This is a genomic window from Caldimonas sp. (genome assembly GCF_046291045.1).
GTDB lineage: Bacteria > Pseudomonadota > Gammaproteobacteria > Burkholderiales > Burkholderiaceae_C > Caldimonas.
The window spans coordinates 1-13,803 of sequence record NZ_JBKBSL010000031.1 but is presented as its reverse complement, the minus strand read 5'-3'; the positions used below and the strand labels follow the sequence as shown (position 1 = coordinate 13,803).

The following is a 13,803-nucleotide window of genomic DNA, read 5'->3' as shown; positions in this document are numbered from 1 at the left end:
ACCTCGCCAAGACCTTCCATGGAGACTGCCTACGCCCTGGCCGCCATTGCCGTTGGCTACCTGCTCGGCTCGCTGTCGTTTGCCGTGATCATCAGCCGGCTCATGGGCCTGCACGATCCACGCACCTATGGCTCGGGCAACCCCGGCGCCACCAACGTACTGCGTTCGGGCAACAAGGCCGCGGCCATTCTGACCCTGGTCTTCGACGCCCTCAAGGGCTATGTGCCGGTGGTGCTCGTGCTGCTGTTCGGCGAGCCTTACGGCCTGGGCGCAGGCACGGCGGCGCTGGTGGGGGTGGCGGCCTTCATCGGCCACCTCTGGCCGGTGTTCTTCCGCTTCCAGGGAGGCAAGGGGGTGGCCACCGCGGCGGGCGTTCTCCTGGGCATCAACCCCTGGCTCGGACTGGCGACGCTGCTGACCTGGCTCGTCATCGCCGCCTTCTTCCGCTACGCCTCGCTCGCCTCGATCACCGCGGCGGTCTTCGCGCCTTTCTACCAGATGCTCATCTGGGGGGCAGGGCCGGTGGCTGGTGCCATCTTGCTCATGAGCCTGTTGCTCGTGTGGCGCCACAGTGCGAACATCCAAAAGCTGATTGCCGGCACCGAGAGCCGCATCGGCCAGAAGGCCGCGCCGCCGGCGCCGGCGGCATCCCATCGACCCCCTCGTCAACGACGCTGAAGGACACCCCATGGTGCAACGTTTCCACCCCGGAGCGCGCCTGTCCGAGATGGCGGTGCACAATGGCACGGTCTACCTGGCCGGCCAGGTGCCCGAGGACGGCACGCAGGACATTCGCGGGCAGACGGCCCAGGTGCTGGCCGCGATCGATCGGTTGCTGGCCGAGGCCGGCAGCGGCAAGGACCGCATCCTGATGGCGCAGATCTTCCTGGCCGACCTGGCCGATTTCGACGGCATGAATGAAGTCTGGGACGCCTGGATCGGCGAGGTGCCGGGCCAGGCTCCACCGCGGGCCACGGTGCAGGCACGGCTCGCGCGGCCCGAGTGGCGCATCGAGGTCGTGGTGACGGCGGCGGTGTGACCGCCCGAGCCGGCGGACGTGCTCCGACCATGACTGGACGTGATTTCCCTCGGTCCGCGTCCGGCGGCAATCCGCAGCGTCGTCACAATGCGTTGACCCGATCGCCGGAGTTGCTGCGCCACGTGGTCGAGACCAGCCCGGACTGCATCACCCTCACCGAGCTGGCCACGGGCCGCTACGTGATGGTCAACGCGGAGTTCACGCGCATCACTGGGTACGCCCCCGAGGAGGTGATCGGAAGATCCTCCGCCGAGTTGGGGGTCTGGGCCGATGCCGGCGATCGCCAAAGGCTTGTGGAGGCGATCGCGCGCGACCGCGCGGTGCGCAACATGCCCGTTCACTTTCGCATCAAGAGCGGGGAAGTGCTCAAGATGCTGGTCTCGGGCTCGTGCTTCGATTGACAAGGCTTGTCCTATCTCGTGCTCAACGTGCGCGACGTCTCGGAAATGGAGCGCGTGCGCTTGCAGCAGGAAGCCATCTTGCAAAACGCCTCCATCGGTATCGCCTTCACGCGTGACCGTGTCTTTTTGCATGCCAACCCGCGCATGGAGGAGATCTTCGGCTGGCCCCCCGGCACGCTGACCGGACAATCTGGCTCGGTGGTGTGGTGCAGCGCACAGGATTACCAGCGCATCGGCCGCGAGGCGGGCCCGGTGCTGTCGCGTGGCGAGCCCTTCGAGACCGAGTCGTTGATGGCTCGTCGCGATGGCAGCGCGCTGTGGTGCAAGGTGCGCGGCCGCGCGATCGATCGTTTCGCCCCCGCCGAGGGCGGCACCATCTGGATCGTCGAGGACATCACCGAGCGCAAGCGATTCGAGCAGGAGCTATCGGCCGCACGGGATGCCGCCGAGGCGGCCAGCCGCGCCAAGAGCGCTTTCCTGGCCAACACGAGCCACGAGCTGCGCACGCCGCTGCACGGCCTGCTGGGCTTGGCGCGCCTGGCACTGCGCAGCGACATCGACGAACGTCAGCGCCTGGATTACTTGCAGCGCATTCTGGAAAGTGCCCAGGTGCTGCGTGACATCATCAGCGACATCCTCGACCTGTCCAAGATCGAAGCGGGCCAGCTTGCGATCGAATCGGCCCCTTTCGACTTGCACTGCTTGCTGCAGGATCTGCAGCGTACGCACGAGGAGGCGGCCCAGGCCAAGGGTTTGGCGCTGCGGCTGGAAATGGCGAGCGACCTGCCGACCAGGGTGCGCGGGGATGCCCTGCGCGTGCGCCAGATCGTGGGTAACTACCTGTCCAATGCCCTGAAGTTCACCGAGCACGGCGAGGTGGTGCTCAGGGCCGGCTGCGCCGGGGGCGGGCGTGTGCACCTGAGCGTGAGCGACACGGGTCCGGGCATCCCGGCCGAGCAGCAGGCGCGCTTGTTCCGCCCGTTCAGTCAGGCCGACACCTCCGCGACACGCCGCCATGGAGGCACCGGCCTGGGGCTGTCGATTTGTCGCGAACTGGCGCAGCTCATGGGGGGCGAGGTCGGACTGGACAGCCGGCCGGGCCGCGGCAGCACCTTCTGGGTCGAGCTGCCGCTGCCGTGGACCGACGAGGAGGCCATCACCCAGGCGCCTGCGGATGAGTCCGTCTGCCTGCAGGGCCTGCGCGTGCTGCTGGTCGAGGACAATCCGGTCAACCTGCTCATCGGGGTGGCCATGCTCGAACAATGGGGCATCGACGTGACGCACTGCGGCGACGGACGTTCGGCCATCGAAGCCGTGCGAGCGGCCGCCAACGAGCACCGCCCCTATGCCTTGGTGCTGATGGACTTGCAGATGCCGGAGATGGGCGGGATCGAGGCGGCGCGGGAACTGCGGCGCCAGTTCGGGCCTCAGGAGCTGCCCGTCATCGCACTGACGGCCGCGGCCTTGGTGTCCGAGCGCGAATCGGCGCTCGAGGCTGGGATGAACGATTTCCTCACCAAGCCTCTGGAGGCGGCTGTGCTGCATCGCATGTTGTGCCGCTGGGCGCCTGCACGTCGCGGCGCGGCGCCGCCTGCACCTCACACCACCGGCGCGTGAGGTTCACTGCGGCGACAGCCCTAGCGAAAGCGGGTCACCACGGCCCATCCGCACCAGCACTGGCTCGTCGCCGCTGAAGTCGATCACCGTGGTGGCCTGGCGTGGACAGGCGCCGGCGTCGATCACCGCCTGGATCTGCCGTTGCAGCCGCTCGCGGATTTCTCGCGGATCGTTCATCGGGTCGCTTTCGCCGGGGGCGATCAGCGTGGTGCCCAGCAGGGGCTGGCCGAACACTTCCAGCAGCGCCTGCGTGACGCGGTGGTCGGGTACGCGCAGGCCGATCGTGCGCCGCGAGGGATGCGACACCCGCCTGGGCACCTCCTTGGTGGCTTCGAGAATGAAGGTGTAGGGGCCGGGCGTGGCCAACTTGAGCAGGCGGTATTGCCGATTGTCCACGCGCGCGTGGCTGGCCAGCTCGGACAGATCGCGGCACAGCAGCGTGAGGTGGTGCTTCTCGTCCACGCCGCGGATGCGGCGCAGCGCTTCGGCGGCGACCTTGTCGTCCAGGTGGCAGACCAGGGCGTAGCTCGAATCGGTGGGAATCGCGATGACTCCCCCGCCGTGCAGGATCTGCGCGGCCTGCTTCAACAGGCGCGGCTGCGGGTTGTCGGGATGGACTTCGAAGTACTGGGCCATGCAGCCATTGTCGCCGCAGTGGCGGCCCGCCGGCCGCAGCGTCGCTCCAGCCCGGGCTCAAAACCCTGCGCCCGGGATCGCCTCGCGCGCGCGCTCCAGCGCAGCGCGGGCCTGTGCATAGCCCATCGCGATCATCCGATCGGCGCAATGGAAATCGAGCAAGCCGCAAGCGTTGGCGGGGATCTCCACCAGGATGTCAGGCCGGTAAGCTGCAATCTGGTAGCGCGTGATGCGGTCTTGCATCGCCTCCAGCGAACGGCCGATGATGTCGAAGACGTCGTCCGAGGGCTCGTCGCTGCCACGCGCAAGTCCCAGGGTGTCGCGGGTGCGTTCGATCCAGCGCTGCAAGGCCGTGCGCGGCGGTGCTTCGGTCGTTGGGCCCGGGCCGGCGCCGTTGCGCGACCGGGGCAGCGGCGGACCGTTGAGCGAGACGGCGACGATGCGCTCGGCGCCGTGGCGCAGGCTGGGCGCGATCGGCAAGGGGCTGAGCAGGCCGCCATCCACCAGGGTCACGCCGCGGCGCTCCAGCGGGGTGAACAAGCCCGGCACCGCGATCGAGGCACGGATGGCCTCGAACAGCGATCCTTCGTTCAGCCAGACCTCGCGCCGGCGCCGGATGTCCGAGGCCACGGCCGTGAAGGGCAGGGGCAGCGCCTCGATGCGATCGTCGCCCACCAGTTCGGCGAGCTTGTTCATCAAGCGCTCGCCCTCGATCAGCCCGCGCCGGGTGAACGAGAAGTCCATCAGGGCCCACACGTCGGTGCGCGACAGGCCGCACACCCAGTCGGTGTAGGCGTCGAGCTTGCCGGCGGCGTACAGCCCGCCCACCAGTGCACCCATCGAACTGCCGGTGATGGAGCGGATGCTGTAGGCTCCGTCTTCGCGCAAGGCGCGGATCACACCGATGTGGGCCAGGCCGCGGGCGCCGCCGCTGCCCAGCACCAGGGCCACGGGGATGGACGGATCGACCATGGATTTCCTCCTCGCAATGGCGGTCAACTGCCGGATCGAGGCTCAATGCTTGTGATGACTGTCGCCGTCGGGGTTCTTCGCGGACGCTGCGCTGGCGGCTTGCACATGCACCTCCACGGTGATCGTCCCGGACCTTTCGAAGGTGAGCACCACCGGCAGCTTCTCGCCAGCTTTCAGCGGAGCCGTCAGACCCATGAACATGAGATGCAAACCGCCGGGCTTGAGCGTCACGGTCTGGCCGGCCGGGATGTCGATGGCGTCGATCTCCCGCATGCGCATGACATTGCCTTCCATGCGCATGCTGTGCATCTCGGTGCGGCCGACGCGCTCGGTCGGCGCAGCCGCCGACAGCAGCCGGTCGGCCTGGCCGCCACGGTTCTCGATCGTCAGGAAAGCCCCCCCGGCCTTCTGACCGGGCACCGTGGCGCGGGCCCAGGGATGGTCGATGACGAGGTCGCCCACGCGGTAATCGTGGGCCAGGGCGGGCGCCGCCACCGCGCAGGCTGCGATCAGCAGGGCACGTCGGGACAGGGTTTTCATCATCATGAGGCTCCTTCAGGTTGGAAAGGATTTTGATTCATGCCACCGTGGAAACGCGGCGGCGATGGACGACGGCCGCCACGCCCTCGGCGAGGCCATAGGCGAGCAGGCTCCAGGCAAAAACGGGTTGAGCCCAGGCCAAGGCGGCCAGCAGCAGCCACAGCCCGAGCGGCGCGGCCCGCCAGCCCGACGCTGGCAGCGCCGGTGCCTGCGGGCCGCCGCCCGAAGGGCGCCGCAGCCACGCCATGCGCAGACCCGAGACGACTGCACCGATGCAGGCCAAGGCCACGCCGATCAGCAGGGCTTGGTTCCACCACCCGAACTCGCCGCGGTGGAAAGGAATCCCCACGGCGGTGGCGCGTGCCAGCAGGGGCATCTCGTCCCAGCCGGCAAAGAACAACGGCTGGGCACGATAGGCGTCCAAGACCAGCACGAAACGTCGAGTGGGCTGGCTGCGGTCGAAGTTTTCGGCGCGCCAGACGCCTTCGGGGCCCCGAGGCGCAGTGAGCATCATCGCGATGTCGGGGGACAGCGCTCGTGCGGCCTCGTAGGCGGCCTGCCACGTCAAGGGGGCGCGGCCGTCTGCCGGCACGGCGCTGACCAAGTCCGCCGCAGGGCGCGGTGCCGACTGCCCCAGGGCTTGCTGCGCCGCACGGAAGCGCTCACCGGTGTGGGCCGACCAGGTCAGGCCGGTGACGACGATCACGGCCAAGACCCCCGTCATCAGCACACCGCCGGTGGTGTGCCAGCGCCGCCAGCGAGCGCGCAGCGGTCCTGGCCCACGCCAGCGCAGCGAGCCGCCCAGTGCACGCAGCCCGCCGCGCGGCCACCACATGATCCAGCCCGTGATCAGCATCACCAGCAGCCAACTGGCGGCCAACTCGATCGGCCAGCGCCACCGTTCGCCCTGCAAGAACGACGCGTGCAGCTTACGGGCCCAATGCCGGTAGCGTTGCAACTCGTCCAGCGTCCCCACCACCTCGGCGGTATAGGGGTTGACATACACGATGAGCCCGGACGGCAGCCCATCGACGGCCTTCGGGCCGGCCGGGTCAGGCCCGAAATGCACCTGGGTCGTCTGCCCCGGCTGGTGAGCCGGCACGACAAAGCGCAAGGGACGGTCGGGGTGCGCAGAGCGGGCGGAGGCCACCTGCGCGTCCAAGGCTTGAAGGTTCTGGCCGACGGCCACGCGGTCCACCTGCGCGTGGCGCCAGGCCTCCATTTGTGGTGTGACGACGTAAATCAAGCCGGTGATCGACGCGGCGATCACGAGCGGCGCCGTGATCAGGCCGGCCCAGAAGTGCAATCGCCAAAACAGCCGGTACAGCGCGGCGCGCACCGTCACAGGGGGACGAACGTCAGTCCTCATGGCCGTGTGGCCTCAATGCACCCAGCGCAGCTCGGTGTGGAGCGTGCGGCCCGGGTAGGGGTGGAACTGCCAAGCGCGCTGATCGGTGAGGTTGTCGATGCCCACGGCCCATTCGAGCTTGGGTTGCAATTTGACGCTGGCACGCCAGTCGAGCTGCTTGACGCGCGAGACGCCGCCGTAAACATCGGGGTCGATGTCCCGGTTGTAGACATCGTTGTATGCGCGGCCGCTGTAGCGCAGACCCAGACTGGTGCGCCATTGATCATTGGGGCGCCATGTGGCCAGCAACGCCCCGCGGGATTTGGGCACACGCAGCCAGTATGCGCCCACGCTGCCGGGGTCGCGGGTGTTGGCCATGACGATGCTGCGCGTGAAGGCGATGTGTCCTTCCAGGTCGACGCCTCGCATGAACAGGTCTTGCTGCGTCCACACGAACTCGATGCCGCGCGTGCGTACCCGATCGACGTTGGACACCCGCGTGACATTGGGCACGACAGTGGCGTCGGTTTGCCGCAAGATGGCGTCCTTGACCATGTCTTGAAAGACAGACACCCGCACGCGGTGCGCTGGTCCACTGTGCTCGGTGGACAGTTCCACGGCCGTGGAGCGCTCGGGCTGCAAATTGGGGTCGCTGACGATCACGCTGCTGCCCGTGGCCGTGCCGTTGTAGAGCTCTTCCACGTTGGGAAAACGCACGCCGTGGCCCGCACTGAGCTTGAGCAGCCACTCGGGCGTGGCCCACCACGCCAGGGAGGCTTTGGGCGAGCGGCCATTCAGACTGCGCTGGCCGTAAACCGTGGTCACACCGTTGGAGGTGAGCTGCTCGCCGTCATGGGCCCGGAAATGTTCGACGCGCAGACCCAGCGTGAGCTGCAAGTCCTCCCGCAGCGACCAGACGTCTTGGGCATAGGCGGCGGTGATGTCGGTGCGGCCCCGGTAGTACTGCGACAAGGTTCCTGCGCCTTCTTGCCAATCACTCACGTTGTCGACGGTTTGCGTCAGACGGTATCCGTTGCGGTGCACCCCCAGTGTCAGCGCGTGGCGGCCATTGCCGAAATCGCCGGCCGTGGGCGTGTAGGCCGCCTGGAGTTCCACCGTGTGCCAGCCCGTGCCATGGCGACGGGTGAGGGTTCCTGGCCCACCCGAGGCAGCGACGGGATCGGGCTGCTGGGCTTGACGAGCGTCGTCTCGGCCGATCCGGTACAGCGATGCCACGAGCGAACCGTTCCAGCCGGCGGCGTGGCGTGTTTTCACTGTGAATCCGGATTGCCAGTGAGCTTCATCGCGCTGAGACGGTGCAAACGCCGAAGCGGGGATCGTGTACTGGTACGTGCCATCGTTCACGACGCCCGACCACACGGGGTTGCCGCCGGCATCTCGCAAGAAGGTGCGGTTGCGGGCGGTCGAGTCATTCACCCAATGAGCCACGAACGCGCTGGCTTGCAGCGTGGGCGTGAAGTCCTGACCGATCTGAAGCTTGATCGTGCGTTGCTGTGTGCGGTCGATGGCGCCGTTGTTCGGGCCAAACACGGCACGGGTTCGGCCCTGAGGGTCCGTGTCATAGCGGATGCCCGTCACAGGCGTGCCGGCAGTGCCTGGCGTGAGCGTGGTCGTCGTGTAGTACTGCATCGGCTGCGACGTGCTGTCCTGATGGTTCAGGTTCAGCGCATACCACTGACCGCTGTCCAGGCGCGCGGCGATGCGCGCGCTGAACTGGTGCCCGTCGTAGCGGTCGCTGTCGGCATAGGCGGAGTACCACTGGCGGTGTCCACCCAGCCTTGCGGAAGCCTCGAACTGCCGGGGCGTACGCTCACGCACCACCACCGTGGTGCCGATGGAGTTACCCGGGTACAACGCCGAGTACGGGCCGTATAGCATGTCCACACGCTCGATGGATTCGGGCGTGAGCATGTTCCACCGCGGCGCATCGAAGCGACCCAGGAAGTTCGACAGCAGATAGCCATCCACATAGACCAGCGCCCGCGAAGGCTGCAGGGTGCCGAAGTTGCGGCCGCCGATCAGCGCGTTGCGGTCGCCGATGTAGCGCTTGCGTATCGTGGTGGCGGGCAGGTAGCGCAGCGCGTCTTCGGGGTTGATGAGGTTCTGATCGCGCAACTGTTCGCCGGTCCGGCTGGCGGTGGTGTGCGGCAGTGTCGGGTCGAGTTCCGTGTGTTGGCCGGTCACGACCACCGTTGCGAGCGAGGCTTCGGTGGCGACGCCCTGTGCGTGGGCAGGAGTGCCCATGGCGGCCGCAGCGACGGCCACGGCAGTCCAAGCAAGAGATTTCACAACGATCCTGAAAGATGAAGGCCGACGCCGGCGGCGCCGGCCAAAGCGAAAGCGAACGCTGGCGATGCGCATGCGCGCAGGCCAGCGCAACGGCTGAGGGCGGGTCAGTGCCGCATCAGCTCAGGATCGGGGGGGCGTGGTGCACACGCGCGGCCCAACGAGCCGCAGCGTCCAAGCAGGCGCGCGGCGGCGCGGTGGCCGGTGGGCGCAGGTCGGGATGAGAGGAGGGTACAGCCCCGTGTGCCGGCGTGCGAGCCGGGGCGGCGTGGCCGACGGCGTTGACGAGAGGGCAATGATCTGCGCCCGGGGAGGCCGTGTCGGAATGACTGCCTTTGCTCTCATCTGAGGCATCGCCAAGCACTTGGCCGGCGGCATCCAGCACCACGGTCTTCACACCATAGACCGTGCACACCTCCACCAGCGTCCTGCCCTGGGCCTGGGCGGCCCCAGCAGCCAGCAAGGGCAGCGCAGCCTTGAGCAACAGCATCAAGGCCAGCCAGCACAGGCTCAGACGGCGGGGCGAGGACATGGGGCGCAATTGTGCCTCAGGTGCTCAAGGCGTGGTTGTGGGCAACTGCAGGCGGGAGCGGGCCAGTTCGTCTTTCAGCCAGCAGCGCAAGGCCTGCAGGGGCGGCCAGTCGTGCAGCGCAGGAGGATGGACCAGGTGCAAGGTCTGGGCGCCTTGCGCACTCAGGCTGAGCGGCGATAGGCGCACCAGCTGGCCCGCTTTCAGTGCATCGGCGGCCAGCAGCTCGCGCGCCAGCGTAATGCCCAGGCCTTGCTCGGCCGCCTGCAGCATCAGGCCGGCATCGTTGAACGTCGCCACCTCCTGAACCTTGACCGACACGCCGGCCTGCGCAAACCAGCGCCGCCACAGATTGCCGCTGCCCAGCAAGGGTTCTTGCGCGAGCGCCTGCGGGCCCCGGCCGTGCAGCCGCCGCGCGGCGTCCGGCGCGCCCACGGCGATCAACGGCGAATCGATCAGCACTTCCGAGGCCAGGCCGCGCCAGGGGCCTCCCCCCTGCCGCAGTGCGGCATGGAAGCCCTCGCCCACGAGGTCCACCACCGCCTGCGAGGTGTGCAGCTCCATCAGGATGTCGGGGTGTCGTTCTCGCCACAGGGCCATGCGCGGCAGCAGCCAGCGCTGAGCGAACGAGGGCACCAGGGTTACGCGGATGCGCTGCTGCTCGCCGGTGGCTGCCACGGCCGCTGCACGCACACCTTCATCCAACTGCGCCAGGGCCGGCTCGACCGAGCGCAGCAGGGCCATTCCGGCTGCATTGAGCACGATGCGCCGGCCCCGCCGGTCAAACAGGGGGTGCCCGAGTTGCTCCTCCAGCAACTTGATCTGCTGGCTGACGGCACTGTGAGTCAGGTGCAGCGACTCGGCCGCTGCGCGCAGGTTGCCGAGCCGGGCCACGACACGAAACGTGGGCAGCACCTGCAAAGGGAGTCGAGCCATGCTGGTCAGCATAACTGACCAAATTGGCGAAAACAAATCAATTTTCAGGCGGTCGTTTGACGGCTACGCTGACCAGCAAAGACGTGCGAGTTGTTCCACCCACCGACGGAGACCCTGATGAGCCCGACTTGCCCGCCCGCGGCCACCCACCGCCCGGCTTGTGCCCAAGTCCTGGAACTCCTGAGGCGCTGTCAGGCGCTCTGGGCCGCTTGGCGAGCGATCCGAAGGCAGCGTCGGGCGCAGGAGGAGCTGCTGGCGTTGGACACGCGCACGCTCGCCGACATCGGGGTGCCCGAGGATTGGCTCGGGCAGGCCCGGGCTCGCCGCCGCAGCTGCCGGGAGCATCTCGGCCTGGAACGCCAGGGCCTGGGTTCGCGCGTCGCCTGGTGGTGAGCCGCGGGCGAGGGCCACCCGATGGAGGCTCAGTGCGCCATCGGCTTGCAGATATGGCCGTGGGGCTGGCCGCTCATGAGCTCGTGGAACGCTTGGTGGCTCAGGCGCAGCAGGCGCTCATGGTCGCCGCCTTCCATCCACACCTCGTCCAACTGCTCCAGGTCGTCGTCGACCACCGTGGGCAGGCCCCAGGCCATGCCCACCGGGGGCAGGGCACCACGGTCGCAGTCGTCGAAAAGCTCGGCGATGCGGGCCTCGTCCGCCAGATGGAGATCGTGGCGGCCCAGCATGCGCGCGAGCGTGCCCACCATCACCTGGCGATCGGCTGGCACCACGGCCATCACGCACCCCTCGTCGTCTTCAAGCAGCACCGGTTTGGCCAGGTGGTGGGCAGGCACCTGAGCGCTACGCGCTGTCTCGGCGCTCGAGCGGCTGCGGGCATGGGCGAGCACCTCGTAACGGGTGCCACGCTGCTCGAGGTAGTGGTACAGGCGGGTAGGGATGGGCATGGCGGCCTCCGTGGCGATGGAACCAGTGGCCGGGGCCGGGCGGACTGCCCCGGCACAACAGGCAGTGTGCGCCGGTCGCTGCGGGGCCGAAAGTCAAAGCCCTGTCCTGCACCCGGTTTTCGGGGCCCCTCACCAGCGTCCGCCTTGTCACAGTTTGCAACCGTCTGGCCAGGCCGATTCGTGCCATAGTGCGTCCCTCGTTCCCCGCCGGCCTTGGCGGGGGGATGACTTTGACCGAAGGAATTGATTGATGACGAAATCCGATCTGATCGATGCGATCGCCACCGATGCCGACGTGAGCAAAGCTGCGGCTCAGCGCATGCTCGACGCCGCAGCCCAGCACATCACACGCGCCCTGGCCCAGGGAGAGACGGTGGCCTGGGCCGGGTTCGGCACCTTTGCCGTGTCCGAGCGCGCGGCGCGCACGGGCCGCAATCCACGCACCGGCGAAGAGATTCGCATCGAAGCCTCCAAGGCGGCCAAGTTCAGCGCCGGCAAGGCCCTGAAGGACGCGCTCAACGGTCGTTGAACCGTTCTCCCTGTCCGATCGCGCGGCCGGCTCTGCCGGCCGTCGGTCGTTTGGGGGCGTGACGAAGTGGACACGTCGCCGCGCCGCTGGCACGCCGGGGGCGCCCGATCGTCGGCGAGGCCTTCGCGGCGGCCTGGCGCTTCCTATACTGGGCTCCCGGACGCTGCGCCGTCATGGCGTGCGGCCCGCGTCCCAGAACCGACGGCGCCCCGGGCGCCGATGTGCGCCGATGGACCATGTGGATTTCATGCACCTGCTGCGCCTGAGCGAGCAGGCCTGCGAGTCCGATGCCAAGGGCTACCGCCGCAGCGTCTGGTGGTTTGCGGTGCTGGGCTATGCCGTGGTCCTTGTGCTGGCCCTGGCGGCGGTGGGCCTGCTTGCGGCCGCGATCTGGGCTGCTGTCACCGGCCGCTCGGGCGGCTGGATGCTCTGGCCGGCCCCGGTGGCCTTGGCACTGCTGTGGGTCACGGCACGCGCGCTGGTGACGCGCTTCCCCCCTCCCGAGGGGTTTCGCATCACGCCGGCCGATGCCCCGGCCCTGTTCGAGGCCATCGAGCGACTGCGCTGCGCCGTCAAAGGGCCGCCCCTCGATGAAGTGCTGATCGACGCCAGCTTCAACGCTGCGATCTTGCAGCGTCCCTGCCTCGGCGGGCTCTCACACACCAACCATCTCATCATCGGCTGGCCGCTGATGTGCGCCTTGGAGCCGCGCCGGTTGCTGGCCGTGATCGCGCATGAATACGGACACCTGCGCGGCGAGCATGGCAAGTTCTCGGCCTGGATCTACCGCACCCGCTCGGCCTGGTGGCGCCTGCAGCGCAGCTACGAAACCGACAAAGGGCCGGTGCCCTGGCTGGTCCGGGGATTCCTTGCGTGGTATGTGCCACGCTTCAATGCACGCACTTTTGCGCTGGCCCGCCAAGACGAATTCGAGGCCGACCGCGTGGCCGCCCGGCTGTGCCGTCCCGAGGTGGTGGCGCAAGCCTGGATGGAAGTCGAGATCAAGTCCCGGTGGTACCACGAGGTCTACTGGCCCCGCCAATGGCAGCGCGCCCTGAAAGAGGAGCGCCCCGACCCCATGCCGCACGCCGACATGGCCAGTGCCTTGCTGCACGGGCCCGACGTGGCTTATGCCAGGCGCGTGCTGCGCGAAGCCCTGGCGCGCCTGCCCAGCTACGACGACACCCACCCTGTGCCACGCGACCGCCTGGCTGCGCTGGGCGTGCACCCGGCTGTGCCGGCTTGGTCCAGGACTCCCTCGATCGCGCTGCTGGGCCGTGCCGCGCCGCCGGCCGCACGCCACCTTGACCAGCGCTGGTGGCAGGACACGCGGCGCGACTGGGAGCACCATCGCCGCCACCTCGTGAACTGCCGGGCCCGGGCGCGCGACTATCGTGCCCGGGCCACCGGTCTGCGTGCCGACGAGTGGGTGGAATGGGCCGAGTGTCTGGAACAACTGGGCCGTGACGATCACGCTGCGCTGTACGAGCAGGCCCTGGAGCGCGACCCGGGCCATGCACGCGCGCTGCTGCGCCTGACCATCGCTCGCCAGGCTGCCGCCCATCCCGAAACCCTGGTGCTGGCCGAGCGATTGCAGGCCTTGCACCCCCAGCACGGCTACGCAGCCTGCCGGCTGGCACTGGAGCACCTCGACCACCTGGAGCATGGCCGCCGCGACGCCGGCCCGAGCGACCCCGCTGTGCGCCGCACCTGGCGCGAGCGCCTGACCCACTTCGAGCAGCTCGAAGCCCGCGCCTGGGCCTCGCTGACAGCCACGCACCCTTGCGAGCACCTGGTGTCACCCGACTGGACCGAACTGGAGCGCCGCTACGTGATCGACACGCTGATCCGCCGGCGTGACATCCTGGCCGCCTGGATTGGCGGCAAGACCGTGCCCGAACTGCCCGGGCGGGTGTTCCTCGTGCTGTTCATCCAGATGCGCCGCCCCGACGAGGCCCGCGGCCACGAGCTCGTCCAGCAACTCATGGAAAGCCTGCCCTTCCCGGGGCGGCTGCTGGTGACGGTGGTGGGCCTCTTCGTGCGCGAG

At 68.5% G+C, this 13,803-nt stretch carries 15 protein-coding genes; 7 read left to right on the top strand and 8 right to left on the bottom strand.

Annotated elements, in window-relative coordinates; all coding sequences use genetic code 11:
* Positions 1-18 precede the first annotated feature (18 nt).
* The 4 genes from plsY (at position 19) to ACK4ZD_RS11685 (ending at position 3,057) form a co-directional block, all read left to right on the top strand.
* On the top strand, positions 19-678 hold the full coding sequence (plsY, locus tag ACK4ZD_RS11700) for a glycerol-3-phosphate 1-O-acyltransferase PlsY (protein ID WP_409662112.1): 660 nt from the start codon (positions 19-21) through the stop codon (positions 676-678).
* Positions 679-688: 10 nt separating this feature from the next.
* Positions 689-1,039 carry a RidA family protein gene (locus tag ACK4ZD_RS11695; RefSeq protein ID WP_409662109.1) on the top strand — a complete coding sequence of 117 codons (351 nt, stop codon included), beginning with the start codon at positions 689-691 and terminating at the stop codon, positions 1,037-1,039.
* Between the two features lie 92 nt (positions 1,040-1,131).
* On the top strand, positions 1,132-1,440 hold the full coding sequence (locus tag ACK4ZD_RS11690; protein WP_409662106.1) for a PAS domain S-box protein: 309 nt from the start codon (positions 1,132-1,134) through the stop codon (positions 1,438-1,440).
* Between the two features lie 6 nt (positions 1,441-1,446).
* The gene (locus ACK4ZD_RS11685) at positions 1,447-3,057 is read left to right on the top strand and encodes an ATP-binding protein (protein ID WP_409662103.1); all 1,611 of its coding nucleotides are present in this window, start codon (positions 1,447-1,449) and stop codon (positions 3,055-3,057) included.
* A 3-nt stretch (positions 3,058-3,060) separates the two neighbouring features.
* Here ACK4ZD_RS11685 and ACK4ZD_RS11680 read toward each other — a convergent pair whose 3' ends face one another.
* The 7 genes from ACK4ZD_RS11680 to ACK4ZD_RS11650 form a co-directional block, all read right to left on the bottom strand.
* On the bottom strand, positions 3,061-3,693 hold the full coding sequence (locus ACK4ZD_RS11680) for an L-threonylcarbamoyladenylate synthase (RefSeq protein ID WP_409662100.1): 633 nt from the start codon (positions 3,691-3,693) through the stop codon (positions 3,061-3,063).
* A 57-nt stretch (positions 3,694-3,750) separates the two neighbouring features.
* Positions 3,751-4,665 (bottom strand): patatin-like phospholipase family protein, encoded by a 915-nt coding sequence (locus ACK4ZD_RS11675; protein ID WP_409662097.1) that lies wholly within the window; start codon positions 4,663-4,665, stop codon positions 3,751-3,753.
* 42 nt (positions 4,666-4,707) lie between these two features.
* Positions 4,708-5,211, bottom strand: a complete 504-nt coding sequence (locus ACK4ZD_RS11670; protein ID WP_409662094.1) for a copper chaperone PCu(A)C — start codon at positions 5,209-5,211, stop codon at positions 4,708-4,710.
* A gap of 31 nt (positions 5,212-5,242) precedes the next feature.
* The gene (locus ACK4ZD_RS11665; protein WP_409662092.1) at positions 5,243-6,574 is read right to left on the bottom strand and encodes a PepSY-associated TM helix domain-containing protein; all 1,332 of its coding nucleotides are present in this window, start codon (positions 6,572-6,574) and stop codon (positions 5,243-5,245) included.
* A gap of 12 nt (positions 6,575-6,586) precedes the next feature.
* Positions 6,587-8,863, bottom strand: a complete 2,277-nt coding sequence (locus ACK4ZD_RS11660) for a TonB-dependent receptor (protein ID WP_409662089.1) — start codon at positions 8,861-8,863, stop codon at positions 6,587-6,589.
* 115 nt (positions 8,864-8,978) lie between these two features.
* Positions 8,979-9,392 carry a hypothetical protein gene (locus ACK4ZD_RS11655; RefSeq protein ID WP_409662086.1) on the bottom strand — a complete coding sequence of 138 codons (414 nt, stop codon included), beginning with the start codon at positions 9,390-9,392 and terminating at the stop codon, positions 8,979-8,981.
* A 24-nt stretch (positions 9,393-9,416) separates the two neighbouring features.
* A complete protein-coding gene (locus ACK4ZD_RS11650; protein WP_409662084.1) occupies positions 9,417-10,337 on the bottom strand; it encodes a LysR substrate-binding domain-containing protein in 921 nt (306 codons plus the stop codon).
* Between the two features lie 105 nt (positions 10,338-10,442).
* Here ACK4ZD_RS11650 and ACK4ZD_RS11645 point away from each other — a divergent pair, with 105 nt between their 5' ends.
* Positions 10,443-10,718, top strand: a complete 276-nt coding sequence (locus ACK4ZD_RS11645) for a DUF1127 domain-containing protein (protein WP_409662081.1) — start codon at positions 10,443-10,445, stop codon at positions 10,716-10,718.
* Between the two features lie 29 nt (positions 10,719-10,747).
* Here ACK4ZD_RS11645 and ACK4ZD_RS11640 read toward each other — a convergent pair whose 3' ends face one another.
* Entirely contained in the window at positions 10,748-11,227 is a 480-nt protein-coding gene (locus ACK4ZD_RS11640; protein WP_409662078.1) for an aminoacyl-tRNA deacylase, read from the bottom strand.
* A gap of 250 nt (positions 11,228-11,477) precedes the next feature.
* On the opposite strand from ACK4ZD_RS11640, the gene ACK4ZD_RS11635 reads away from it, so the two are divergent.
* Both ACK4ZD_RS11635 and ACK4ZD_RS11630 read left to right on the top strand, forming a co-directional pair.
* A complete protein-coding gene (locus ACK4ZD_RS11635; RefSeq protein ID WP_409662075.1) occupies positions 11,478-11,756 on the top strand; it encodes an HU family DNA-binding protein in 279 nt (92 codons plus the stop codon).
* A gap of 229 nt (positions 11,757-11,985) precedes the next feature.
* On the top strand, positions 11,986-13,803 hold a 1,818-nt coding region (locus tag ACK4ZD_RS11630; RefSeq protein ID WP_409662072.1), incomplete at its 3' end, for a M48 family metalloprotease.